26 protein-coding genes and 2 other RNA genes are annotated in these 22,541 nt (G+C 68.1%); 8 read left to right on the top strand and 20 right to left on the bottom strand.

What is annotated here, in order from left to right; translation table 11 throughout:
- Positions 1-3: 3 nt before the first annotated feature.
- From FHS98_RS09315 to FHS98_RS09260, 12 genes are all read right to left on the bottom strand, one after another.
- Positions 4-330 (bottom strand): hypothetical protein, encoded by a 327-nt coding sequence (locus tag FHS98_RS09315; protein ID WP_167103411.1) that lies wholly within the window; start codon positions 328-330, stop codon positions 4-6.
- Positions 327-860: a J domain-containing protein gene (locus tag FHS98_RS09310; protein ID WP_167103407.1), complete on the bottom strand. Its 534-nt coding sequence runs from the start codon at positions 858-860 to the stop codon at positions 327-329. The genes FHS98_RS09315 and FHS98_RS09310 overlap by 4 nt, the downstream gene beginning before the upstream one ends.
- Before the next feature lie 52 nt (positions 861-912).
- A complete protein-coding gene (locus tag FHS98_RS09305; protein WP_167103405.1) occupies positions 913-1,560 on the bottom strand; it encodes a YoaK family protein in 648 nt (215 codons plus the stop codon).
- Positions 1,561-1,590: 30 nt separating this feature from the next.
- An RNA gene (gene rnpB, locus FHS98_RS09300) (RNase P RNA component class A) lies at positions 1,591-1,959 on the bottom strand.
- Positions 1,960-2,002: 43 nt separating this feature from the next.
- On the bottom strand, positions 2,003-2,713 hold the full coding sequence (locus tag FHS98_RS09295) for an N-acetylmuramoyl-L-alanine amidase (protein WP_167103402.1): 711 nt from the start codon (positions 2,711-2,713) through the stop codon (positions 2,003-2,005).
- A 40-nt stretch (positions 2,714-2,753) separates the two neighbouring features.
- Complete coding sequence (locus FHS98_RS09290) at positions 2,754-3,608, bottom strand: CheR family methyltransferase (RefSeq protein ID WP_341786046.1); 855 nt, start codon at positions 3,606-3,608, stop codon at positions 2,754-2,756.
- Positions 3,599-4,738, bottom strand: coding sequence for a chemotaxis-specific protein-glutamate methyltransferase CheB (cheB, locus tag FHS98_RS09285; protein WP_341786045.1), 1,140 nt, complete (start codon positions 4,736-4,738; stop codon positions 3,599-3,601). Before cheB ends, FHS98_RS09290 begins: the two co-directional genes overlap by 10 nt.
- The gene (locus FHS98_RS09280; RefSeq protein ID WP_167104201.1) at positions 4,731-5,096 is read right to left on the bottom strand and encodes a response regulator; all 366 of its coding nucleotides are present in this window, start codon (positions 5,094-5,096) and stop codon (positions 4,731-4,733) included. Before FHS98_RS09280 ends, cheB begins: the two co-directional genes overlap by 8 nt.
- 72 nt (positions 5,097-5,168) lie before the next feature.
- Positions 5,169-5,603: a chemotaxis protein CheW gene (locus FHS98_RS09275; RefSeq protein WP_167103400.1), complete on the bottom strand. Its 435-nt coding sequence runs from the start codon at positions 5,601-5,603 to the stop codon at positions 5,169-5,171.
- A gap of 4 nt (positions 5,604-5,607) precedes the next feature.
- Positions 5,608-7,959, bottom strand: a complete 2,352-nt coding sequence (locus FHS98_RS09270) for a chemotaxis protein CheA (protein ID WP_167103398.1) — start codon at positions 7,957-7,959, stop codon at positions 5,608-5,610.
- Between the two features lie 57 nt (positions 7,960-8,016).
- The gene (locus FHS98_RS09265; RefSeq protein ID WP_167103397.1) at positions 8,017-8,664 is read right to left on the bottom strand and encodes a histidine phosphotransferase family protein; all 648 of its coding nucleotides are present in this window, start codon (positions 8,662-8,664) and stop codon (positions 8,017-8,019) included.
- An 82-nt stretch (positions 8,665-8,746) separates the two neighbouring features.
- Positions 8,747-9,151: a M67 family metallopeptidase gene (locus tag FHS98_RS09260; protein ID WP_167103395.1), complete on the bottom strand. Its 405-nt coding sequence runs from the start codon at positions 9,149-9,151 to the stop codon at positions 8,747-8,749.
- Between the two features lie 18 nt (positions 9,152-9,169).
- Between FHS98_RS09260 and FHS98_RS09255 the strand changes: the two genes are divergently transcribed.
- The 4 genes from FHS98_RS09255 to FHS98_RS09240 all read left to right on the top strand — a co-directional run bounded on the left by FHS98_RS09255 (position 9,170) and on the right by FHS98_RS09240 (position 12,697).
- The gene (locus FHS98_RS09255; RefSeq protein ID WP_167103393.1) at positions 9,170-10,126 is read left to right on the top strand and encodes an RluA family pseudouridine synthase; all 957 of its coding nucleotides are present in this window, start codon (positions 9,170-9,172) and stop codon (positions 10,124-10,126) included.
- Positions 10,127-10,185: 59 nt separating this feature from the next.
- Positions 10,186-11,094, top strand: coding sequence for an RNA polymerase sigma factor RpoH (gene rpoH / locus FHS98_RS09250; protein WP_167103391.1), 909 nt, complete (start codon positions 10,186-10,188; stop codon positions 11,092-11,094).
- 109 nt (positions 11,095-11,203) lie between these two features.
- On the top strand, positions 11,204-11,911 hold the full coding sequence (gene mtgA / locus FHS98_RS09245; protein ID WP_167103389.1) for a monofunctional biosynthetic peptidoglycan transglycosylase: 708 nt from the start codon (positions 11,204-11,206) through the stop codon (positions 11,909-11,911).
- A 39-nt stretch (positions 11,912-11,950) separates the two neighbouring features.
- A complete protein-coding gene (locus tag FHS98_RS09240; protein ID WP_167103387.1) occupies positions 11,951-12,697 on the top strand; it encodes a class I SAM-dependent methyltransferase in 747 nt (248 codons plus the stop codon).
- A gap of 52 nt (positions 12,698-12,749) precedes the next feature.
- On the opposite strand, the gene FHS98_RS09235 is transcribed toward FHS98_RS09240, so the two are convergent.
- The 3 genes from FHS98_RS09235 to ffs all read right to left on the bottom strand — a co-directional run bounded on the left by FHS98_RS09235 (position 12,750) and on the right by ffs (position 14,933).
- A complete protein-coding gene (locus FHS98_RS09235; protein WP_167103385.1) occupies positions 12,750-13,070 on the bottom strand; it encodes a YbaB/EbfC family nucleoid-associated protein in 321 nt (106 codons plus the stop codon).
- A complete protein-coding gene (locus FHS98_RS09230; RefSeq protein WP_167103383.1) occupies positions 13,067-14,680 on the bottom strand; it encodes a DNA polymerase III subunit gamma/tau in 1,614 nt (537 codons plus the stop codon). The genes FHS98_RS09235 and FHS98_RS09230 overlap by 4 nt, the downstream gene beginning before the upstream one ends.
- A 155-nt stretch (positions 14,681-14,835) precedes the next feature.
- An RNA gene (gene ffs / locus FHS98_RS09225) (signal recognition particle sRNA small type) lies at positions 14,836-14,933 on the bottom strand.
- A 63-nt stretch (positions 14,934-14,996) separates the two neighbouring features.
- On the opposite strand from ffs, the gene FHS98_RS09220 reads away from it, so the two are divergent.
- A complete protein-coding gene (locus FHS98_RS09220) occupies positions 14,997-15,395 on the top strand; it encodes a GFA family protein (protein ID WP_167103381.1) in 399 nt (132 codons plus the stop codon).
- Here the strand turns inward: FHS98_RS09220 and FHS98_RS09215 are convergent.
- From FHS98_RS09215 to FHS98_RS09205, 3 genes are read right to left on the bottom strand one after another with little or no spacing between them, the layout of a single operon-like run.
- Positions 15,392-15,727, bottom strand: coding sequence for a 2Fe-2S iron-sulfur cluster-binding protein (locus FHS98_RS09215; RefSeq protein WP_167103379.1), 336 nt, complete (start codon positions 15,725-15,727; stop codon positions 15,392-15,394). The two genes, FHS98_RS09220 and FHS98_RS09215, sit on opposite strands and share 4 nt — an antisense overlap.
- Positions 15,724-16,842 carry a cysteine desulfurase family protein gene (locus FHS98_RS09210; protein WP_167103377.1) on the bottom strand — a complete coding sequence of 373 codons (1,119 nt, stop codon included), beginning with the start codon at positions 16,840-16,842 and terminating at the stop codon, positions 15,724-15,726. Before FHS98_RS09210 ends, FHS98_RS09215 begins: the two co-directional genes overlap by 4 nt.
- The gene (locus tag FHS98_RS09205; protein ID WP_167103375.1) at positions 16,842-17,912 is read right to left on the bottom strand and encodes a cysteine desulfurase family protein; all 1,071 of its coding nucleotides are present in this window, start codon (positions 17,910-17,912) and stop codon (positions 16,842-16,844) included. Before FHS98_RS09205 ends, FHS98_RS09210 begins: the two co-directional genes overlap by 1 nt.
- 111 nt (positions 17,913-18,023) lie before the next feature.
- Between FHS98_RS09205 and FHS98_RS09200 the strand changes: the two genes are divergently transcribed.
- Entirely contained in the window at positions 18,024-18,665 is a 642-nt protein-coding gene (locus tag FHS98_RS09200) for an alpha/beta hydrolase (protein ID WP_167103373.1), read from the top strand.
- A gap of 119 nt (positions 18,666-18,784) precedes the next feature.
- Here the strand turns inward: FHS98_RS09200 and FHS98_RS09195 are convergent, their stop codons facing one another.
- Both FHS98_RS09195 and FHS98_RS09190 read right to left on the bottom strand, forming a co-directional pair.
- Positions 18,785-18,964: a hypothetical protein gene (locus FHS98_RS09195; RefSeq protein ID WP_167103370.1), complete on the bottom strand. Its 180-nt coding sequence runs from the start codon at positions 18,962-18,964 to the stop codon at positions 18,785-18,787.
- Positions 18,961-19,863 (bottom strand): threonine ammonia-lyase, encoded by a 903-nt coding sequence (locus FHS98_RS09190; RefSeq protein ID WP_208402185.1) that lies wholly within the window; start codon positions 19,861-19,863, stop codon positions 18,961-18,963. Before FHS98_RS09190 ends, FHS98_RS09195 begins: the two co-directional genes overlap by 4 nt.
- A gap of 232 nt (positions 19,864-20,095) precedes the next feature.
- Here FHS98_RS09190 and FHS98_RS09185 point away from each other — a divergent pair, with 232 nt between their 5' ends.
- On the top strand, positions 20,096-21,286 hold the full coding sequence (locus tag FHS98_RS09185; RefSeq protein WP_167103367.1) for a type III PLP-dependent enzyme domain-containing protein: 1,191 nt from the start codon (positions 20,096-20,098) through the stop codon (positions 21,284-21,286).
- A gap of 83 nt (positions 21,287-21,369) precedes the next feature.
- Complete coding sequence (locus tag FHS98_RS09180) at positions 21,370-22,431, top strand: 1,9-bis(guanidino)-5-aza-nonane synthase (RefSeq protein ID WP_167103364.1); 1,062 nt, start codon at positions 21,370-21,372, stop codon at positions 22,429-22,431.
- Positions 22,432-22,541: the final 110 nt, after the last annotated feature.

Here is a 22,541-nt window from a genome sequence, read left to right as displayed (position 1 = left end):
GCCTCAGTCCTTGGGCCTGGCCGGGAGGCCCAGCCGCTCGGCGACCTCCTCCACCGGCGTTCCCTCGCGCACCAGCAGCCATTCGCCGGGCTCGGCCCCGTCGACCAACACCACCGCGCGGCGGGGGCAGATGCCGAGGCAGCCGGTCTCGATCACGCCGTAAGGGAGCTTGCGCTTCTTGCCCTTGCCGCCCCGCTTGCGGAGCGCCTTGGCGAGCGAGGTCTTGCCCTTTCCCCCAAAGCCGCCACCGATCTTCTTCGAGCATTTGCCGCAGACGAGGATCGCCGCGGACCATTCCGTCCGCACGCTGTCGCGCGGAGGCTTGCTCATGCCTTCTGCCGCCGTTCCTCCGCGACGCGCAGCACGTCCCACGCCGCCTGCGCCTTGCGGAAGCGCTCGGCGGCGGCGGCATCACCGGGGTTCACGTCGGGGTGATTGGCTTTGGCGAGGCGGCGCCATGCGGCCTTGATGTCCTCGATATCGGCATCCGTCTCGAGTTCGAGTACCTCCAGCGCGCGCATCTCGTCGCGGCTGCGGCGGCCGTCTCCCGCCCCGCCCCAGCCATGATGCGCGGACTGGGTGTAGCCGTTCGCCGTCCGCCGCTCGTTGCGTTCGCGCTCGGCGGCCTCCTCGGCGGAGAGGCCCTGAAAATAGTCCCAGTTCCGGTTATATTCGGCGGCGTGGTTCTCGCAGAACCACCAGCGATCCGGGCTGTTGGGCGATTTCGGCGCCGGGCGATCCCCCGGCTGGTCGCAGCCGTCGCGGTCGCACATGCGGACCTGCGTGGCGCCACGCTCGCTGCCATAGCCGCGCCAGCGTGGGAAGCCCCAGTCGTTCGATCGGATCTGCCGTCGTGCCATGCCGTCCATGTAAGGGCAGAGCGCGGTTTTCGCGACCGCGAAGACGGAAATTTTACGCGCGCGGCCGTCGCAGGGCGAAACCCTCGACCAACCCTATCAGCACCAGCGCCGTGACCGGCGCGAGCAGCACCGTTCCGCCGAAGCGGACATAACCGATCCCGCCAAGCACCACACCGCCGACCAGCGAGAGCCACAGCAGGATGTCGAGCAACAGCGCCCGCCCCCTTCCCGGCGTGCCGAGCGCCGCGAGCCCCGTGCCGATCCGCACCAGCGTGCCCGTCATATAGGTGAGGCCGACGCGGACACCGCCCTCGCCCAGCAGGAAGGCGTTGGAGAGCCCCATGGCCGGCGGCAGCATCGCGGCGCCGATCAGCGGCCTCGGCCCGTCCAGCAGCGCAGCGGCCGTCGCCAGCATCAGCGCCTCGACAAGCAGGATCGCGGCGGCCCCGGCCCGGCCCGCGCGATCGACGATCAGCGCGCCCGCCGCCGCCCCGCCGACGAACAGCGCGACGAGGCCGAAGGTGAACAGCGCAGGCCGCCATTCGTGCGCGGCGATATGCAGGCCGAGCCGGGTGGAATTGCCGCTCATGAAGGATACGAAATAGCCGCCCAGTTCCGTGAAGCCGACTGCGTCCACACAGCCTGCGATGGCGGCGAGGAGAATGGCGGCGGCAAGTCGTTCCAGCGGCAGGGTCTGCATCGTGGCCTTTGCTAAGGCCTCGCAAACGAAATCGCCAGAGGGTCTGTAAGCCGGGTTCTGTCCACCGATCGAGATCGGATGGGCGACCATTCCTCTAGGGCCGGGATCGCTCCCGGCCTCCAGCAACCAACCCGGATCGCGAGGCGGAAGCAGCCCCATGTGCGATCCCTATTCGGTCTTGCTCCCGGTGGGGTTTGCCGTGCCGTTCCCATTGCTGGGAACGCGGTGCGCTCTTACCGCACCCTTTCGCCCTTACCGCGCCGAAGCGTGGCGGTATCCTTTCTGTGGCACTTTCCCTGGGGTCACCCCCGCCGGGCGTTACCCGGCACCGTGCTTTCCGTGGAGCCCGGACTTTCCTCGCCCCCGCATATGCGGGGCCGCGGCCGCCCGACCCTCTGGCGGCGGGCTCGATAGCCCGTCCCGCGCCGTCACGAAAGCGAAATCAATGCTGCCCGTTGCGAAGGGCGGCTGCCTTGTCCCCGCCGGTCAGCAGCGAGAGCAGGATGGCGCGGCATTCCCCGTCGATCACCCCGTCCAGATTCTCCGGGCGGAAGCGGCGCTGGAAGGCGCGCACCGCCGCCTCCGGCTCGACGATATCGTAGCCGAAGCGCTCCAGCGCCAGCAGGAAGCCGCTGTCGCTCCAGTGCGGATCGGTGAGGAAAGTGCGCGGGCGCGGCAGGGCGAGCCGGAGCCTGGCCAGCCGCTCCCAGTCGAACAGCTCGCCCGGATCTTCCTTGCGGGCGGGCGCGACGTCCGAATGGCCGACGATATTGCCCCGCGTGATCCGGTATCGCGGCACGATGCCCATCATCAGCGTGACGAGCGCCGCCATCTGCTCATCCGGGAAGGGGCGATATCCCCATTCATGCCCCGGATTGACCAGCTCGATCCCGATGCTCGCCGAATTGACGTCGGCGATGCCCCGCCAATAGCTCTTGCCGGCGTGCCAGGCGCGCTTGTCCTCCTCGACGAGGCGGATGACCTGCCCGTCCTCGGAGATCATGTAATGGGCGGAAACCTTGGCCTCCGGGTCGGTCAGCCGGCGGAAGGCCGAGGCGGCGTCCTGCATCCCGGTATAGTGCAGCACGACCATCGAGATGGGCAGTGTCCGCTCGTCATAATTGGGCGAAGGGCAATCGATGATACCGGCCATGGCGGGAGACCTTGCGCGCCCTCCGCCCGCCGTCAAGGCTTCACCGCGCGGCGCACTCCACCGGCGGCCGTAACGGCGCGTGGATGCGCTTCCGATACAGCCCCCGGCATTCGTAATCCGAAACGAAATGATCGGTATGGCCCATCACGGTCTCGCCCGCGCCCAGCATCAGAACGCCGTCCTCCGGCATCGCGCTGGCGATCCGCCCGAACACCAGACCGCGCACCTCCGCCGAGAAATAGAGCAGCACGTTGCGGCACAGGACGACGTCGAACATGCCGGGGGGCGGCGACGACAGCAGGTTATGGGTTCGGAAACTCACCATCGCGCGCAGATCGTCGGAGACCTGCCATTCGCGCTCGATCTGGTCGAACCGACGGAGCATCTGGACGACGGGCAGGCCGCGCTGGATCTCGAACTGGGAATAGCGCCCTTCCCGCGCCCGTTCGATGGCCTGCGCCGAAAGATCGGTGCCGACGATGTCGATCGACCAGCCCCGCCAGCGCTCCCGCTGATCCGCGATCAGCATCGCGAGCGTATAGACCTCCTGCCCGGTCGAGCAGCCCGCCGACCAGATGCGCAGCCGCCGGGTAGCCTCCCGCGCCACACGGATGCGCTCCAGCCCCTGCGTGTCGAGCAGGCGGAAGGAGGCGATATCGCGGAAGAAGAAGGTCTCATGGTTGAGCAGCGCGTCGATCGCCCGATCGGACAGGCGCGCATTCTCGCCCGAGACGATCTTGCTTATCAGCGCGTCCATCGAAACCGCCTGCAATTCCGCCATCAGCGGGCGCAGGGCCGCCTCGATCCGCCAGTGTCGCGCGTGGGCGAGTTGCTGCCCCGTGCGCGCCTCCAGCAAGGCGGCCAGAATGCGAACCGAACCGTCGCTTATCTCCACGGAGGCCGACGCAGGCTGCGCCCCCCCATGCGCTCGACGATACGCGCGGCGATGCCGGTGGGGGAGGCGACCGTCGAGGCGAGGCCCGCGCTCGCCACGCTACCGGGCATTCCCCAGATGACCGAGCTAGCCTGATCCTGCGCGGCGATCTCGCCACCGCTCTCGACGATCCGCCGGGCGCCGATCGAGCCGTCCCGCCCCATGCCGCTCAGGATCACGGCGAGGGCGCGTTCCTGGAAATGCTCGGCTATCGCCTCCAGCATCGGATCGACCGACGGCAGACAGCCCGATGGCGCCGGCTCATGGGTGAGCAGCACGCGCGGCAAGCCGCCGATCGAACGGAGCGTGAGATGCGCGTCGCCCGGAGCCACGAGGATCTGCCCCGGCAGCAGATTGATGCCATCCCGCGCGACGGTGGCCGGGCGGCCCGCGATCTCCGTCATCTGCGCGGCGAAATAGGGCATGAAGGATGCCGGCAGATGCTGCGTGATGAGGATCGGCGCGTCGCATTCCGAAGGCAGAGCCGCGAACAGCTCGGAAAGGGCGTGCAGCCCCCCCGTCGAGGCACCGATGGCGAGGCAGTCGATCCGCTCGGTGACGGGCGGCCGCAAGGCGATCGGAACGGGCAGCGGCGCGGTGCGCGTCGGCTCGGGGTGATCGTCTCGATCCGTAAGACGCGCGTCGCCTCCGATCCGGCGCAGCTTGTCGATCAGCCCTTCGCGGAAATTGCCGCCGAACGAGCCCGCAGACGGCTTTTCCAGCGTGTCGGCGGCGCCCAGCGTCAGCGCGCGGACACAGGCATCCGCCCCCGCCCCCGCCGACGCCGAGACGATCAGCACTCGTGCGCCCTCGCCCCGCCGGATGATCTCGGGCAGCGCCGTGAAGCCGTCCATGCCCGGCATGGCGAGATCGAGCAGCACCACGTCCACGGTGGTGGCGTCGAGCTGCGACAAGGCCTGATCGGCCGTGCTCGCCGTCGCGACGATCTGGAATTCGGGATGAGGGGCGAGAATGGTCTGGAAAACGGATCGGGCGACGATGGAATCGTCGACGATCATCAGCCGGATCGGCCGCGCGCCAGCCTTTCGTCCATAAGGTTGTCGCACCGCCATGCCACAGCGATCAGGCAACGCCGACGAGCTGGAACTTGCTCTCGAGCGTCTCGCGATCGAACGGCTTCATCACATATTCGTCCGCGCCCGCGTCGATGGCCGCGCGGATGTGAGCGATGCCGTTCTCCGTGGTGCAGAAGATCACCTTGGGGCGATGGTCCAGCGCTTCCTGCCCAAGCGCACGCAGGAATTCGATGCCGCTCATCACCGGCATGTTCCAGTCGAGCAGCACCACGTCCGGCGAATCGGCGCGGCAGCGATCGAGCGCCTCCTGCCCGTCCCCCGCCTCGGTGACGGTGAACTCCAGCGTCTCGAGGATATGCCGGGCGACCTTTCGGATCACTTTCGAGTCGTCCACAACGAGACAGGTCTTCATCATTACTTCCTCGGACTACACCGTGTGTTTCGACGAATTTAGGCCATTCAGGTAATTGGCTCGTTAACGCCGTCAGGCGGCAAGCGCCGACGATCCCGCCACGATCCGCGCCGGATCGAGGAGCAGCAGGGCATGATCCTCATGCTCGACGAGGCCCAGCGCCGCATGTGCCCAGCCGCGCGACAGGCCGGCATGGACAGGCTCGGGATCGCCGACGATGGCGGCGACATCCACCACCTCGTCGACCAGCAGGCCGTAGAGATGGTTGTCGATCGTCACCACGATCGCCTGAAGGATGCCCTCGCGCGGCGAGCGGCCGATCTCCAGCGCGGCATAGCTGTCGATGATCGTCAGCACCCGGCTGCGCAGCGCCGCGAGCCCCGCGATGTGCGGCGCGGCCAGCGGCACCGGGGTGATCGCCTCGACCTCGACCACCGATTCCACGGTGTCGGCGGAGATCGCCACCTGCTGATCCGCGATGCGGGCGATGAGCTTCAGCGCTTCCATGTCGTCAACTCCGCCCCTGCGCCGCAGCCAGCGCGGCGATGAGGCCATGGCGGTCATAACGATAGATGCTACCGGCCGATGACAAGGTTTCGTCCGCCGTCGCGCGGAGGCGCACCACGCGGGCGCCGGGTGCCGGCGGATGCTCGGGCGCGCGCTCCGCGGACAGGATCGTCACCGCGGGCACGGCCTCCCCGCTCTCGCCGTCATAGGCGACCCGATAGCCCGCCTGCTCGACGATCGGCCGAAGCACGTCGCGCATCCACGGATCGGACTTGTCGAGCAGGCAGAGCGGGCGCTCCCCCGGCCCGATCAGCGTCCCCGCCTGCCCGAACAGCCAGAAGCAGTCGATCAGCTCGACCTGGATGCCGTCCACCAGCATCACGCCGGCGACAGGCCCCGGCTCGGCCGCCGGCACCATCTCCGGCGACAGGTCGTGGATGTCGATCACCTCGTTGATCGCATAGGCGATCTCGTTCTCGCCATCGCCGAGCAGCAGCACGCGGATGCGGCCATGCTTGTCGGGCACCACCTCCTCACAGCCGAACAGCGGCAGGATGCGGCCGTCGTGCGAGAGGCGGAGACGCCCGCCCGCCCGCGCCACCGAGCCCGCCGCGACATCCTCGATCCGCTCGACCAGGCTGAGCCGGATCGCACGCACCGCGCCGTCCACCGCCCGGAAGAGCAGGGTCGGCACCGTCTCGGCGACATCCTCGGCATTGTCGTTGGAACGCGCGGGCAGCGCCGCGTCGGGCGCGCGGACACCCGCCACATGGGCCACGCCCGCCGGATTGATAAGCAGCATCGGCCGGCCGTTGTCGGGCAGCGTCGTGCCCGCATAGACGCCCGTCGCCATGATCGCGGGCGCGGCGGGCTTCACGACCAGCTCCTCATGATCCTGCACGCTGTCGACCGCCAGCGCATAGCGCTCGCCGCTCGACGCGCGGACCACGACGAGGATGGCGCGGAACCTCTCGGACGTGTCCAGCCCCAGCAGCCTGCCGAGATCGACCACCGGCACGCGCTCGCCGCGGATGCGGGCGACCGGCGCGCTGCCGACCGTCTCGACCTCGACCGAACCGCCGCGCGATCGCACGATCTCGTCGATCGCGGCGCGCGGGATGGCGAACAGTTCGGTGCCGACCGAGAAGGTCAGCGCCGGAATGATCGTCAGCGTCATCGGCACGCGCAGCGTCAGGCGGCAGCCCCGGCCGACCTGCGTATCCACCTCGACCGTGCCGCCGATCCGCTCGACATTGGCGCGGACCACATCCATGCCGACGCCCCGTCCCGAAATGGCGGTCACCTCGCGCGCGGTGGAAAGCCCGGCGGCGAACACCAGCTCCAGCCGTTCGTTGCGCGTCATGGTCGTGGCGCGCTCACGGGTGATGATGCCGGCGGTGATCGCCCTGGCGACCAGCTTCTCGTCGTCGATGCCGCGCCCGTCGTCCGCCACCTCGATCAGGATCTGGTTGCCCGACTGGCGCGCATCGACGCGCAGCGTGCCCGACACGGGCTTGCCGGCGGACTGGCGCGCGGAAGGTTCCTCGATGCCATGATCGATCGCATTGCGGACGATGTGGGTCAGCGGATCGCGGATCATCTCGATCATCTCGCGGTCCAACTCGACGTCGCCGCCGTCGATCACGAGATGGACCTGCTTGGAAAGCTCGGCCGAGAGATCGCGCACCATGCGCGGCAGCGCGGAGAAGAGCCCGTCGATCCGCTGCATCCGGGTGCGCGTGATCGACTCGCGCATCTCGGCGACGCAGGTGGAGAGGCGCTCGAAGGCGGCGTCCACCATCGCATCGCCGCCCTGCTCGCGCAGGCGGCGGGAGAGTTCGTTGCGGGCCAGCACCATGTCGGAAACGCCCGCCATCATCCGATCGAGCAGTTCCACCGGCAGGCGGATGCTGCGCGCGGGCGCACGCGGAGTCGGCGCCGGATGCGGCATGACGGGGGCGGATGACGGCGCGGTTTCCTCGACCAGATCGACATGATCGAGCGCGAGGATCAGCCCCTCGTCGCCATCTTCGGGATAGGCTTCGCCGGCGGCCAGCGCCTCGACCAGCTCACCGATGCGATCGATGATCGCGAGCACGGCGCTCACCAGCGTCCGGTCAGGCGTGCGCGCTCCGTCGCGGACTTCGGCCAGCGCGTTCTCCGCCGCATGGCTCAGCCGCTCGAGCCGAGGGAGATCGAGGAAGCCGCAGCTCCCCTTCACCGTATGGACGAAGCGGAAGATCGCATCGAGCCGCGCCCGATCGGCAGGCGTCGCTTCCCACGCGACGATCTCACCGGCCAGCGGCTCCAGCGTCTCGCGCGTTTCCGCGATGAATTCGGCCAGCAGTTCGTCCATCGGCTCCGGTCCAAGACTGTACCGGGCCGCTATCCCCCGCTTCTGGTAAAAAAGGCGTTAGCCGCCCGCAGGAAGCGCAGCTCCCAGCATCAGGACACCATCCTCGGGCTCGGAGATCATGATCGAGCCGCCGCGCTCGTTGGCGACATGCCAGACCAGCCACGCCGCCGACGCGCGCGGAGTGAGCGCCTCCTGCGAGGTGCCGCCGGTGAGCGCAGTGCGCAATTCCGGGTCCAGCACGATGCGCGCGCCCTCTGCGCGGATCACGATCTCGGTCGAGCCGCTGCCATTCTCCACGCCGATATCGAGTCGGCCGCCACGCACCAGCGCGTCGCCCGCGATCAGCGCGAGGTTGAGCAGAACCTTGATCGCGCCCTTGCCCAGCGTGGCGTCGCCGACCATCCAGCCAACCTGGATACGGCGATCGCCGCCGAACAGCCCCTCGATCGCGGCACGCACTTCGCGCGTATCCACCGAGTCGCCGAAGCCGCCCGCCGCGCCGAAGGCGAGACGGAAGAATTTGAGCTTGTTGGCCGATGCCCGCGCGCTTTCGGCCAGCAGATCGAGGCAGCGGGCGCGCATCTCGGGATCATGCTCGTCGGCGAGCAGCTCGATGCCGTTGTTCAGCGCGCCGACCGGCGAGAGCAGGTCGTGACACAAGCGGGAACAGAGCAGGCTCGCAAATTCGATGCCGTCCGCCGCCATGTCCTGTATCCTTCCTTCCACGCCGATCCACGAAGGCGGCCCTTGTGGCGACTGGAATCCCCAAGCGCAACCGCCATTCCCATCAATCGACGACGAGACGGACGGGTTCGAAGGCACCCTGCACCGGCCCGCCCGGTACGGCCCGCCACACCAACGCCTCACCGCCTCCGAGGATCAACCAGAGCCGTCCGGCATCGAAGGCCGCCGCCGCATCCTGGGCGGACGGCATCGCCACGCCGCTCGGGTGCGAATGATAATGGCCGAGAAGCCGCGGCCCGCCGGCCCTTTCCGCCCGAATCGCGGCGAACAGCGCGACAGGGTCCACCTCGAACCAGCGGGCGGGATCGGCGGCGACGTTGGCGGCGGGCTCGGTCGCCTCGATCCGCTCGTCCGTACCGAACAGGAGACCGCAAATCTCGCGCGCCGGGTCGGCGGCGGCTTCCACCAAAAGACGATCGTATAACGCTCTTGAAATTCGGATCGCCATCGCCACATCCGCTAGCGGATGTCTTCAGGTTTTTCCAACATCGAAGCCCTTGTTCCCCCGGCCTCCGACGGCTGGCGCCTTGATCGCGCGCTCGCCGCCGCCTTGCCGCAGCTTTCGCGCGAGCGGCTGAAGGTGCTCATCTCGGCCGGATCGGTGACGGCGGAGGGCGGCGTCCTCATCCGCGACCCGGCCACCAAGATCAAGGGCGGCACGAACTTCACCGTCTCGATCCCCGATCCCCGCCCCGCGCACAACGAGGCGCAGGATATCCCGCTCGTCGTCGCCTATGAGGACGAACATCTGATCGTGGTCGACAAGCCGGCCGGGCTGGTGGTTCACCCGGCCTGCGGCAATCTCGACGGCACGCTGGTGAACGCGCTGCTCCATCATTGCGCGGGGCAGCTCTCGGGCATCGGCGGCGTGGCGCGGCCCGGCATCGTCCACCGCATCGACAAGGACACCTCCGGCCTGCTCGTGGTTGCAAAACACGACCGCGCGCATGAAGGGCTTGCAGTCCAGTTCGCGCGGCATACGATCGACCGACGCTATAAGGCCATTGTCGGCGGGGTTCCGTTGCGGCTGGCGGGGACGGTGGATGCCCCGCTCGCCCGATCACCCCACGATCGCAAGAAGATGGCGATCGTCAACGCACAACATGCCAAGCGGGCTGTAACCCACTGGCGACTGGAGACGAAACTGAAGGACGCGGCGCTCGTGGAGTGTCGGCTGGAGACGGGCCGGACCCATCAGGTCCGCGTCCACATGGCCTCGATCGGCCATGCCCTGCTCGGCGATCCGGTCTATGGCCGGGGCCATTCGGGGCACTCCAGGCTGTTGAAGGAGTTGGGTTTTTCAAGGCAGGCGCTGCACGCGGCCCATCTGGGCTTCGTCCATCCGATCACAAGCCAGACTTTGGAACTGGAAAGCACAATTCCGCCCGATATGCACAATCTGTTCAGCCAGCTTCGTGTATAAGGGTTGCAAGTCAGGACTGATTTCCGAGTCGGTCCTTTAGGTTCTGGGAGACAGTAAACATGGCCAGCAACGGCAAAGTCCCCGCGACCATCCCCGCTCTCGGCGGTGAGCAGAGTCTCAACCGCTATCTGTCGGAGATCCGCCGCTTCCCCATCCTGAGCGCCGAGGAAGAGTATATGCTCGCCAAGCGCTTCCAGGAGCATGGCGACACCGAGGCCGCCGGCAAGCTCGTGACCTCGCATCTGCGCCTCGTGGCGAAGATCGCGATGGGCTATCGCGGCTATGGTCTGCCCACGTCCGAACTCATCTCCGAAGGCAATATCGGGCTGATGCAGGGCGTGAAGAAGTTCGAGCCCGAAAGGGGCTTCCGCCTCGCGACCTATGCGATGTGGTGGATCCGCGCCTCGATCCAGGAGTACATCCTGCGGTCGTGGAGCCTCGTGAAGATGGGCACAACCGCCGCGCAGAAGAAGCTGTTCTTCAACCTGCGCCGGATGAAGAGCCGCCTCGACGCGTTCGAGGAAGGCGATCTCCATCCCGAGCATCTCGCCAAGATCGCCAAGGATCTCGGCGTGACCGAGGATGAGGTCAACTCCATGAACCGGCGCATGGCGCTGGGCGGCGACTCGTCGCTCAACGCGCCGATGCGCGAGGATGGCGAGGGCCAGTGGCAGGATTGGCTGGTCGACAACGATCCGCTCCAGGACGAGCGCCTCGCCGAAAGCGAGGAAGGCGAAGTCCGCCACGACATGCTGGTCGAGGCGATGGGCGATCTGAACGACCGCGAGAAGCACATCCTCGCCGAGCGCCGCCTCTCGGACGATCCCAAGACGCTGGAGGAACTCTCCCAGGTCTATGGCGTCAGCCGCGAGCGCGTCCGCCAGATCGAGGTGCGCGCGTTCGACAAGCTCCAGAAGGCGATGCTGCGGCTCGCCGGTGGCCGGGGGCTTCTGCCCGCCGCCGCCTGAGCCGATCGGGCCTGACATCGAAGGGGGCGTCCGTCGCGAGGCGGGCGCCCCTTTCTCGTATCGCGATCCCGCTTGTCGAGCCGGCCCCGAGCCCGCTAACGCAAGCGTCATGCACGACACCACGTCCCGCTCCTCGCTCTCGCTCGGCCGGATCGCCCGGTGGATCTTCAAGGCGATCCTGTGGTTCGTCGGCCTGTCGGTGCTGTGGGTGGCGGTCTATCGCTTCGTTCCCCCGCCCGTCACGGTCACCATGCTGACCAATGCGCTGGATGGTCGCGGGATCACGAAGGATTGGATGCCGATCTCGAAGATCGATCCGAACATGGCCCGCGCCGCCATCGGGGCCGAGGATTCGGGCTTCTGCCGCCACCACGGCTTCGACTTCACCGCCATCCAGAAGGCGATGGAGCATAACGAGGACAGCAAGCGCATCCGCGGCGGCTCCACGATCAGCCAGCAGACCGCCAAGAACGTCTTCCTCTGGCAGGGCCGCTCCTATGTCCGCAAGGGGCTGGAGGCGTGGTTCACCGTGCTGATCGAGGCGATCTGGGGCAAGCGCCGGATCATGGAGATGTATCTCAACGTCGCCGAGACGGGCATCGGCACCTATGGCGTCAATGCCGGCTCCCAGCGTTACTTCCACCATGACGCGAGCCGCATGACGCCCGTGGAGGCCGCTCGCATCGCCGCCGTCCTGCCGCTGCCCAAGGTGCGCGGCGCGGTGGCGCCGGTGGGCTTCGTCCGCCGCTATGGCAACAGGATCGCGGCGCGCATCGCCACGGTGCGCCAGGGAGGTTATGACGCCTGCGTCCGTTGAGACGCATCAAGATCATAAGCCGATGAGGAGAATGATGTCATGACGTCACGCCCGCTCCTGCTTGCAGCGCTGCTCCTTCCCCTCACGCCGGCCGTCGCCGTTCCGCCGGGCATCACCGCGGCCATCTCCGATCCCGGCCGCCCCGCCGCCGACAGGGATCGCGACGCGAACCGCAAGCCCGCCGCGATGCTGATGTTCGCGCAGGTGAAGCCCGGCCAGTCCGTGATCGATTATCTTCCGGGCAAGGGCTATTTCACGCGCCTGTTCAGCGCGGCGGTAGGCCCCAAGGGCAGCGTCTATGCCGCGCAGCCGCAAATCTATCTCGATCGGGTCGCGGCGGCAGGCAGGCCGAAGCCGCCCTCCGTCGCGGGCGAGACGGGTCGGGGCAATGTCCATGACACGATCGCGAACAGCGGCTCGCTGGGCGCGCCCGAGCCGGTCGATCTCGTCTGGACCTCGCAGAATTATCACGACATCCACATCTGGGGCGGCGCGCAGGGGACGGCGGCGCTCAACAAGGCCGCATTCGAGGCTCTGAAGCCCGGTGGCGTCTATGTCGTCGAGGATCATGCCGGGCCGGCCGGCCTCGACGATGCCGGTATGGGCAAGCTGCACCGCATCGACGAGGCGCTGGTGAAGAGGGAAGTGCTCGCCGCCGGCTTCAAGCTCGACGGGGAGTCGACCGTGCTGCGCAACCCGGCCGATCCGCGCACGGCCAACGTCTTCGATCCCTCGATCCGGGGGAAGACGGACCAGTTCGTCCTGCGTTTCCGCAAGCCGCGCTGAGAATCGAAAAAGGCGGCCCCGCCGACCAGCGGAGCCGCCCTTTCGCAACGACTTAGAAGGGGAGCTTGAAACCCGGCGGCAGCGGCAGGCCGGCGGTCATCTTGCTCATCTCCTGCTGGCTGACGGTATCGGCCTTGGCCCGCGCATCGTTGAAGGCGGCGGCGATCAGGTCTTCCAGCATCTGCTTCTCGGACGGAGCGAGCAGGCTCTCGTCGATATCGATGCCGACGATGCGCCCCTTGGCCGTCGCCTTCACCTTCACCAGGCCGCCGCCGGCAACGCCGTCCACCTCGACATGATCGAGCGTGTCCTGCGCCTTGCTGAGCTGGTCCTGCACATTCTGCGCAGCCTTCATAAGGTCTTCGAGATTCATGCTACACTCCGTTGATCTTCAATCAGTTCTGCGCCCGGAAAGGCGGCGGTCACGGCCGCCACCATCGGGCTGTCGAGAATGGCGCGGCGGGCCGCCTCGGCCGCCGCAAGCTCCTGCTCCCGCAGCGTCGGCTCGCCCGCCTGCTCGCGCAGGGACACCTGCCAGCCGATCGGGAACGCCTCGTCCAGCGCCTTGGCAATGTTGCCGTCGATCGGGCGGCGCGGATGGAGGATCAGTTCCGGCGGCGCATAGGTCACGAGGCTCGCATAATCATGAAGCTGCTGCGACAGATGCGGGTGGCGGGACGAAATCGCCTCGACCAGATCGGCGAAGCTCCCCGGCGCGGCGGGTTTCGGCGGGGCGGCAGGCGCGGGCTCCATCGTCGCGGCGGGCGCGGGCATCGAAGCGGGGACCGGCGCAGCGGCATCCGCCACCGGCATCGGCTCGCCCGACTGGAGCCGGCGCAGCAACTCGCCCGGATCGGGAAGCTGGCTCGCATGGACGATACGGAGCAGCGCCATCTCGGCGGCCTCCATCGGCATGGCGGTCGTCTCGACCTCGCCCAGCCCCTTGAGCAGGAGCTGCCAGAGCCGATGCAGCGTCGCATGGCCGAGGCGCCCGGCCCATTCGGCCATCGCCTCGCGCTCCTCGATCGACTGGGCCGGATCGGGCATCCCGCCCGCCTTGGCGCGGGTGATGCCGTGGACCGCCTCCAGCAGCCCGCGGAACAGCGCCGACGGCTCGACGCCCAGCGCGTGCTGGTCCGCCAGCGCCGCGAGCACCGCCGGCGCGTCGCCCGCCAGCAGCAGCGCGAACAGACGCCGCACCGCGCCACGATCGGACAGGCCCAGCATCTCGCGCACCTGCGCAGCGGAGACGCCGGTGACGTCCGTGCCGGCATGGGCGATCGCCTGATCGAGGATCGAGAGGCCGTCGCGCGCCGACCCTTCCGCCGCCCGCGCGATCAGCGCCAGCGCCTCGGGCTCGGCCGTCACGCCCTCGGCATCGACGACATGCTGGAAATGCTCGGCCAGCAGCGTCGAGGGGATACGCCGCAGATCGAAGCGCTGGCAGCGCGACAGCACCGTGATCGGCACCTTGTTCACCTCGGTCGTGGCGAACAAAAACTTAACGTGCGCAGGGGGTTCTTCCAGAGTCTTCAGAAGCGCGTTGAATGCGTTCTTCGACAGCATATGGACTTCGTCGATGATGTAGATCTTGTAGCGCGCCGAGACGGCCGCATAGCGCACCGCCTCGATGATCTCGCGCACATCGTCGACGCCGGTGTGGGAGGCGGCGTCCATCTCGACCACGTCGATATGGCGGCCTTCCGCGATCGCCTTGCAGGGCTCGCATTCGCCGCAGGGATCGATGGTCGGCCCGCTTTGCCCGTCCGGGCCGATGCAGTTGAGCGCCTTGGCGATCAGGCGGGCGGTGGAGGTCTTCCCCACGCCGCGCACGCCGGTCATCAGGAACGCATGGGCAAGCCGACCGCGACGGATCGCGTTGCCGAGCGTCTGCACCATGGCATCCTGTCCGATCAGCTCGGAAAAGCGCTGCGGCCGATATTTGCGAGCGAGGACGCGATAGGGTGCGGGGGATTCGGACATCGTCTCAATCTATCCGCGAGGGTGCGATGAAGTCGAGGGCGGCCGATCACCCTTCGGCCCATGATTTGCGATGGAGAAATGCGGCCCCTGCGCCTGCTTTGCGGGCTTGGGATTTTCATGGCCGCCCGTCCCCCGGACGGGCTCTTCGCCATGAAAATGGTGGGAGCCGGAACGACCCGATACGAAATCGTTGCGGCTGCTTCCTTCCGGACCTGACCGGGTTGGCGACGGCACCGTCCGCCCGACTCCCGCGGCGCATATGGTCGAAGCAGGCCGCGCTGGCAAGGGGCTGCGCGCTGGCCTATCCTCCCCTCCCATGACGATCCGAACCGCCACCTGCCAATGCGGCGCGCTCACGGCCCGATGCGAGGGCGAGCCGGTGCGCGTCTCCGCCTGCCATTGCCTCGAATGCCAGCGGCGTTCGGGGAGCGCCTTCGCGGCGCAGGCGCGCTTCCGGGCCGGGCAGGTCACGACCCACGGCGACACAAGCGAATGGAGCCGCACCGGCGACGAAGGCACCACCGCCCATTTCCGCTTCTGCCCGACCTGCGGCTCGACCGTGTTCTACACGATGGAGGCCGAGCCGGATATGATTGCCGTGGCGATCGGCGCGTTCGCCGATCCCGATTTCCCGGCCCCCACCCGCTCGGTCTATGAGGGGCGACGGCACCGCTGGACCGGCATATCCGGCGATCATGTCGAACGCTGGGATTAACGCCCCATCATATTGCGCGAGGCTCCGGGCATCCGCACCGTCAGCGTCGACAGAGCGTCGCTCAGCCATATCTGGCAGGACAGGCGCGAAGTCCGCGTCACATGCGCGGCGAGATCGAGCATATCCTCCTCCATCTCCGACGCCGGGGGCAGGCCCGCGAAATCGGCGGGATCGATCACGACATGGCAGGTGGAGCAGGCCATCTGCCCCTCGCAGGTGCCCTCCAGAGGCTGACCGGCCGCCTGCGCGACGTCGAGCAGCCGCTCACCCGCCGCCGCCTGCACTTCCGCCGACAGCTCGCCGCGGGGATCGAGGAAACGGACCAGCGTCATGCCACCGCCCGGCGCTGCGCTTCGGCGGCTTCGCGAATCTGGGTCATGGCGCGGTCGATCTCCTCGCTCGTGGTATAACGGCCGAAGCCGAGGCGGATGCTGGAGCGGGCCTCACCATCGCCGAGGCCGATCGCCTTCAGCACATGGCTCGGCCGTCCCGAACCGCTCGCACAGGCGGAGCCGGCTGAAAAGGCCACATCGCGCAAATCCGACATCAGCCGCGCCACGTCGAGCCCCGCGCGCCGCACGTTGAGATTGCCCCGCCAGCGATGCTCCGCCGAGCCGTTCAAGACCCAACCCTCGCCCAGCACGGCGCGCGCCTGCCGCCAGAGCGCCTCGACATGGGCCGTGTCCGCCTCCATCCGCTCGAAGGCGATCCGAGCCGCCACGCCGAAGCCCGCACACAATGCCGGGGCCAGCGTGCCGGAGCGGATACCCCCTTCCTGGCCGCCACCATGCATCAGCGGGGTCGGCGCCACGCCGTCCCGCAGCCAGAGCGCACCGATGCCCTTCGGCCCGTGAATCTTGTGGCCCGAGATGGCGACGAGATCGCACGCCTCGACGGGGAGCGGCACGCGGCCATAGCCTTGCACGGCGTCGCACAGCATGACCGCCCCCGCACCGCGCGCCATGGCGCCCAGTTCGGCGATGGGCTGCACCGTGCCGATCTCGTTGTTGACCAGCATCGTCGCGACCAGCGCCGTCCGCCCGTCGATCGCCCGCCGTGCCGCGTCGAGATCGACGATGCCGTCCGCGCCCACGGGCAGGCGGATCACCTCGGCCCCACGCCCCTCCAGCCATTCGAGCGTGTCCAGAACGGCGGCATGTTCGATCGCGGTCGTCACGATGCGGGGGCGCTCCGGCCCGGCCTGATCGGCGATGCCCTTGATCGCCCAGTTGAGCGCCTCGGTCGCCCCTCCGGTGAAGAGCAGGCGCCCGCCCGGCCCGAACGGCGCGGCGATCCGATCCCGCGCCAGTTCCACGGCGGCCCTCGCGGCCCGTCCCATGCGGTGCGGCGAATGGGGATTGCCGAACCCTTCCTCCAGCAGCGGCAGCATCGCGGCGCGGGCTTCGGGTGCGAGCGGGGTGGTCGCCTGATAGTCGAGATAGATCATCACACGCGCGCCTTCGCATCGTCCGCGATCAGCCGCCACTGGTCGGCGAAGCGCCAGACATCCTCGCGGCGGGTGGTGCGGCCGAAGCTGACGCGGATCACCTCGCCCGCCGCCGTCTCGTCCAGCCCCATCGCGGCCAGCACATGGCTGGGCCTGAGGCTCCCCGAAGAGCAGGCGCTCCCCGCGGACACCGCGAAGCCCGCCATGTCGAAGCGGATGAGCTGCGCCGCCGCCGCCATGCCGGGCATCCTGTAGGAGGCGATCGTCGCCAGCCGCTCGGCCCCGCGCGCGATCACCTCGCCGCCCGCCTCCGCGATCACGCTGTCGCAATGGGCGCGCAGTTCGACGGCACGCTCCATCCAGCCGGCGCCTTCCTCCAGCGCCGCGGCCATGCCGGCGACGGCGGGCCAGTTCTCGGTGCCGCCGCGATAGCCCTGTTCCTGCCCGCCCGTCGGGGGCAGCGTCGCGAGATCGCGCACCAGCAGCGCGCCGACGCCCACCGGCCCACCGAACTTGTGGGCGGAGAAGGCGATGAAGTCCGCATCCGGCAGCGCCATCTTGCCCACCGCCTGCGTCGCATCGCACAGCCACAGGCCGCCCGCCGCGCGCACCGCCTCGCCGATCGTCTCGGCCGGCTGGATCACCCCCGTCTCGCTGTTGACGAGCTGGACGGCGACGAGCGGCCGCTCGCCGGCCTGCTCGAACGCCAGCGCCAGAGTGACGTCCGTGACGCGCCCGTTCTGGTCGACCATGAGGGGGACGGTGCCCTCGCCCCGCCGGCGCACCGCGTCATGCTCCACCGTCGAGACGATGCGGCGTCCGGCCTTCGCGCCGGCCATCGCCATCGCCAGCCCCTCGCTCGCGCCGCTGGTGAAGAGCACCGCGCCGCGCCAGCCGGTCTGCTCCGCGATCCGGCGGCGCGCATCCTCCAGCGCGGCGCGGGCGGCACGGCCCTCGCCATGCGGGGAGGAGGGATTCGCCCAACCGTCATAGGCCTCCAGCATCGCAGCGCGCGCCGCCGGTCTCAGCGGCGTCGTCGCGGCGTGATCGAGATAGATGCGAGCGGCCATCGTGTCCGTTCTAGCTCCAAGATTGCACGAAAGGGTCGCCCTTCTATATAGGACAGCGTTCACGCGGCCATAGCCGGCCGATCCCATTCGCTCGTCCGCAGCAGGTGCCAGTTGCCCGAAGTCATCTTTCCCGGCCCCGAGGGGCGCCTTGAAGGCCGTTTCAGCCCCGGTCCGCGTCCGCGCGCGCCCGTCGCGCTGATCCTCCATCCGCACCCGCAGGCCGGGGGCACGATGAACAACCGCATCGTGCAGGCGCTGTACCAGACGTTCGTGCGCCGCGGCTTCGCGACGCTGCGCTTCAATTTCCGCGGCGTCGGCAAGTCGCAGGGCGTGTTCGACAACGGCATCGGCGAGCTTTCGGACGCGGCCTCCGCGCTCGACTGGGTCCAGTCGATCCACCCGGAAGCGACGCAGACCTGGATCGCCGGCTTCTCCTTCGGCGCGTGGATCGGGATGCAGCTCCTGATGCGCCGGCCGGAAGTGCGCGGCTTCATCTCGATCGCGCCGCCGGCGAACCTCTACGACTTCAGCTTCCTCGCGCCCTGCCCCTCGTCGGGCATCATCATCCAGGGCGACGCGGACGAGGTGGCGACGCCGCCCGCCACGCAGAAGCTGGTCGACAAGCTGCGCACGCAGAAGCACATCACCATCCACCACGACACCATCCCGCACGCGAACCATTTCTTCGCGGACGAGATGACCGAGCTGATGGCCTCGGTGGACGGCTATCTGGACATGCGCCTGAACGGCTGACCGCAAACCGCCTTTCGTCATCCTGACGCAGGTCAGGATCCATTCACGCTACGCCAACGGATCGAGCGGAGCGGAAATGGACCCTGAACCAAGTTCAGGGTGACGAAAGAAGCTTCGGTTCAGGGCCAGATCCAGATCAGCACGTTCAGCACCAGCACCACGCTGACCCCGATCATCAACAGGCCGCGCTGACGCTCCTTCCGTTTCACGATCAGCATCACCCCGGCGATGGCGAGCGCGAACGCCGCCAGCATCGCGAGACTCAGCGCGAAGCTGAAGAGGCCTCCACCGAGCGTCACGCCGTCAGCTCCCGGAAGCGCGCCGGATCGACATTCCCGCCCGACACCAGCAGCACGGTGCCCTGAAGCGGCACCTTGCCCGCCAGCGCCGCCGCCAGCGCCACCGCGCCGCCGGGCTCCGCCACGATCTTGAGCCGCTCGAAGGCGAAGCGCATCGCCGTCGCCACCTCGGCCTCGCTCACGGCCACGCCAATCGCGCCACGCCCCTCCAGGATGCCGAAGGTCAGCGGCGCCACGCGCAGCGTCTGGAGCGCGTCGCACGCGGTGGCCGGCGGGTTCGGCCCGACCGGCACGATCTCGCCCCGACGAAGCGACGCACCCATATCGTCCCAGCCCTCGGGCTCCACCACCACGATCTCCGCGTCCGGCGCACCGAGCGAGATGCCCGACGACAGCCCCCCGCCTCCGCAACAGACCGCGATCCGCTCGGCCTCGCGGCCGGTTGCCGCGCGATATTGCTCCACGATCTCCAGCCCCGCCGTGCCCTGCCCCTCGACGATCCACGGATCATCGAAGCTCGGCACCAGCACCGCGCCGCGTTCCTCCGCCAGCTTCGCGGCGATCGCCTCGCGGCTTTCGGTCAGCCGGTCATAGAAGACGATCTCCGCCCCGCTCGCGCGCGTGCCAGCGACCTTGGCCGCCGGAGCGTCGGCCGGCATCACGATCACCGCGGGCATCCCCAGCCTCTGTGCCGCCCACGCGACGCCCTGCGCATGATTGCCGGACGAGAAAGCCACCACGCCCGCCGCACGATCCGCCTCGGGAATGGAGGACAGGCGCCACCACGCGCCCCGCAGTTTGAAGCTCCCGGTGCGCTGGAGGCATTCGGCCTTGATGAAGACCGACTCGCCCCGGATTTCGGCCTGGATAAGCGGCGTTTTGACGCCCACGGGCGCCAGAGCGAGGGCGGCCGCGCGGATGCCCGAAATCGTCGGAAGCCGGGCGCCTTCAATCTTGGTGGATTCGTCGCGAAAAATGGCCGTTCTCCGGGGGTTTTCGAGGGGCTTCAGAGGGGACTTTACAGGGGGTTCCGTGATCCGTATATCGCGCCCCTCGCTGCCCCATGGGACTTCCAACCGCAAGGCAGCTTTTCGTCAACGTATGCCGTTAGGCACTTGGAGGTCCCTTGAATTGCACAAGCACCATAGCGCGCTGGGGGTAGCTTCGTCCCTCCGTCCGGTTCAGCCGGTCACGCTCGTTCGTCCGCACGCCGCCCAGCGTGCCGCCCGCTTCTTCACGGAGAAGTTTCCGGGTCGGTCGCTCTATGCGGTGAAGGCGAACCCCTCGCCCGATCTCCTTCTCAATCTGTGGGAAGGTGGAGTCACGCATTACGACGTGGCCTCGATCGCCGAGGTCCGGCTCGTGCATGACACGCTGCCGGAAGCGACGCTCTGCTTCATGCACCCGGTGAAGGCCGAGGAAGCCATCGCCGAGGCGTATTTCACGCATGGCGTGCGCACCTTCTCGCTCGATAGCCAGGAAGAGCTGGACAAGATCGTCCGCGCCACCAACGGCGCGACCGACCTGACGCTTTGCGTGCGTCTGCGCGTCTCCTCGGATCATTCGAAGCTCAGCCTCGCGTCGAAGTTCGGCGTCGATCTGGCCGATGCCGCCCCGCTCCTCATGGCGACCCGCCAGGTGGCCGATGCGCTCGGCATCTGCTTCCATGTCGGTTCGCAGGCGATGAGCCCGGCGGCCTATGCCGAGGCGCTCACCCGCGTCCGCGCGGCGATCGTGTCGGCGGCCGTCACCGTGGACGTCGTCGATGTCGGCGGCGGCTTCCCATCGGTCTATCCGGGCATGGAGCCGGTGGCGCTGGAACAGTATTTCCACGTCATCCACGAAGGCTTCGAGAGCCTGCCGGTGAGCTATTCGGCCGAGCTGTGGTGCGAGCCGGGCCGTGCTCTGTCGGCGGAATATGCCTCGGTGCTGGTCCGCGTCGAGCGTCGTCGTGGTGACGAACTCTACATCAACGATGGCGCCTATGGCGCGCTGTTCGATGCCGCGCATATCGGCTGGCGCTTTCCCGTCGCGCTGCTGCGCGAGCCGGAGAGCCACGCCAAGACGATCGGTTTCAGCTTCTACGGCCCGACCTGCGACGACATGGATCGCATGGCCGGCCCGTTCGAGCTGCCCGCCGACGTGCAGCCGGGCGACTATATCGAGATCGGTATGCTCGGCGCCTATGGCTCCGCCATGCGCACCGCGTTCAACGGCTTCACCAACGGCGAGACGGTGATCGTGGAGGACGAGCCGATGGCCAGCCTCTACATCGAGCTTGCCGAACCGGCGAAGCTGGCCGGGCGCGTCATCAAGCTGTAAGGGCTTCGGCCAACAATCATCCCTAACCCCGGCGCAGGCTTCGGCCCGCGCCGGGTTCTATGCATTCGCGGAGTGCCTCCCTCATGAACACCGAAAGCCCGATCAACGACACCCGCAAGGCGGAGCTGCTCTCCACCGTCGTGGAGCATGTCGACATCACGAGCTTCGACGCGCGCCCGATCGTCGATGCCATGAAGAAGATGAGCTTCACCTCGCGCGATCTCGGCCGTGCGACCGACATCTACAACCAGATGCTCGCCGACAAGGATTGCTCGGTCGTCCTCGTGATCGCGGGCTCCACCTCGGCCGGCGGCTGCATGGACCTCTATGCCGAGCTGATCCGCAACAACATGGTGGACGCGGTCGTCGCGACCGGCGCCACCATCGTCGACATGGATTTCTTCGAGGGCCTTGGCCACAAGCATTATCAGGCGAAGGAAATCCCCGACGACGACACGCTGCGCTCGCTCTACATCGATCGCATCTACGATACCTACATCGATGAGGTCGCGCTCCAGAACGTCGACCACACGATCTTCGAGATCGCCGAGAGCCTGCCGGTGAAGGCTTATTCGTCGCGCGCCTTCATCCGCGCGATGGGCAAGTATCTCGTCGAGCACGGCAAGAAGGAGAACAGCCTCGTCAAGCTCGCCTACGAGCATGACGTGCCGATCTTCTGCCCGGCCTTCACCGACTCGTCGGCCGGCTTCGGCCTCGTGAAGCACCAGGTCGACGCGATGAAGGCGGGCAAGCCCTACCTCACCATCGACTCGATCGCCGACTTCCGCGAACTGACCGATATCAAGATCAAGGCGGGCACCACCGGCCTGCTCATGATCGGCGGCGGCGTGCCGAAGAACTTCGTGCAGGATACCGTGGTCTGCGCCGAGATTCTCGGCCATGACGATGTCGAGGTCCACAAGTATGCGGTGCAGATCACCGTCGCCGACGTGCGTGACGGCGCCTGCTCCTCCTCGACGCTTCAGGAAGCGGCTTCGTGGGGCAAGGTTTCGACCGCGCTCGAGCAGATGGTCTATGCCGAGGCGACCTCGGTGATGCCGCTGCTGGCCTCCGACGCCTATCACCGCGGCCACTGGCGCAACCGCGAGAAGCGCGCCTTCTCGAAGATGTTCGCCGACGACTGATCGGTGAGCCCCTTCGCGGGGTACAAGAAAAGGGCGCCGACCGCGAGGCCGGCGCCTTTTTTCCGTGTGCCGTTGCCGTAATTGCCTGCCACCTTCTTCGTCATCCCGGC

It is taken from the genome of Sphingomonas oligoaromativorans (genome assembly GCF_011762195.1).
GTDB classification, from domain to species: Bacteria; Pseudomonadota; Alphaproteobacteria; order Sphingomonadales; family Sphingomonadaceae; genus Solisphingomonas; species Solisphingomonas oligoaromativorans.
Note: the sequence above shows the minus strand (reverse complement) of the source record. Positions and strands in the feature narration are given on the sequence as shown.

Excerpts from the sequence above, each read along its gene's own strand:
- FHS98_RS09270 (WP_167103398.1), bottom strand. The coding sequence starts at position 7,959 with ATGGACGAACTGCTGGCCGAATTCATCGCGGAAACGCGCGAGACGCTG.
- FHS98_RS09240 (WP_167103387.1), top strand. The coding sequence starts at position 11,951 with ATGACGTCACGCCCGCTCCTGCTTGCAGCGCTGCTCCTTCCCCTCACG.
- FHS98_RS09210 (WP_167103377.1), bottom strand. The coding sequence starts at position 16,842 with ATGATCTATCTCGACTATCAGGCGACCACCCCGCTCGCACCCGAAGCC.
- FHS98_RS09265 (WP_167103397.1), bottom strand. The coding sequence starts at position 8,664 with ATGGCGGCGGACGGCATCGAATTTGCGAGCCTGCTCTGTTCCCGCTTG.
- rpoH (WP_167103391.1), top strand. The coding sequence starts at position 10,186 with ATGGCCAGCAACGGCAAAGTCCCCGCGACCATCCCCGCTCTCGGCGGT.
- FHS98_RS09260 (WP_167103395.1), bottom strand. The coding sequence starts at position 9,151 with ATGGCGATCCGAATTTCAAGAGCGTTATACGATCGTCTTTTGGTGGAA.
- FHS98_RS09255 (WP_167103393.1), top strand. The coding sequence starts at position 9,170 with ATGTCTTCAGGTTTTTCCAACATCGAAGCCCTTGTTCCCCCGGCCTCC.
- FHS98_RS09305 (WP_167103405.1), bottom strand. The coding sequence starts at position 1,560 with ATGCAGACCCTGCCGCTGGAACGACTTGCCGCCGCCATTCTCCTCGCC.
- FHS98_RS09205 (WP_167103375.1), bottom strand. The coding sequence starts at position 17,912 with ATGGCCGCTCGCATCTATCTCGATCACGCCGCGACGACGCCGCTGAGA.
- FHS98_RS09315 (WP_167103411.1), bottom strand. The coding sequence starts at position 330 with ATGAGCAAGCCTCCGCGCGACAGCGTGCGGACGGAATGGTCCGCGGCG.
- FHS98_RS09215 (WP_167103379.1), bottom strand. The coding sequence starts at position 15,727 with ATGACGCTGGTCCGTTTCCTCGATCCCCGCGGCGAGCTGTCGGCGGAA.
- FHS98_RS09180 (WP_167103364.1), top strand. The coding sequence starts at position 21,370 with ATGAACACCGAAAGCCCGATCAACGACACCCGCAAGGCGGAGCTGCTC.
- FHS98_RS09295 (WP_167103402.1), bottom strand. The coding sequence starts at position 2,713 with ATGGCCGGTATCATCGATTGCCCTTCGCCCAATTATGACGAGCGGACA.
- mtgA (WP_167103389.1), top strand. The coding sequence starts at position 11,204 with ATGCACGACACCACGTCCCGCTCCTCGCTCTCGCTCGGCCGGATCGCC.
- FHS98_RS09230 (WP_167103383.1), bottom strand. The coding sequence starts at position 14,680 with ATGTCCGAATCCCCCGCACCCTATCGCGTCCTCGCTCGCAAATATCGG.
- FHS98_RS09235 (WP_167103385.1), bottom strand. The coding sequence starts at position 13,070 with ATGAATCTCGAAGACCTTATGAAGGCTGCGCAGAATGTGCAGGACCAG.
- FHS98_RS09220 (WP_167103381.1), top strand. The coding sequence starts at position 14,997 with ATGACGATCCGAACCGCCACCTGCCAATGCGGCGCGCTCACGGCCCGA.
- FHS98_RS09310 (WP_167103407.1), bottom strand. The coding sequence starts at position 860 with ATGGCACGACGGCAGATCCGATCGAACGACTGGGGCTTCCCACGCTGG.
- FHS98_RS09280 (WP_167104201.1), bottom strand. The coding sequence starts at position 5,096 with ATGAAGACCTGTCTCGTTGTGGACGACTCGAAAGTGATCCGAAAGGTC.
- FHS98_RS09275 (WP_167103400.1), bottom strand. The coding sequence starts at position 5,603 with ATGGAAGCGCTGAAGCTCATCGCCCGCATCGCGGATCAGCAGGTGGCG.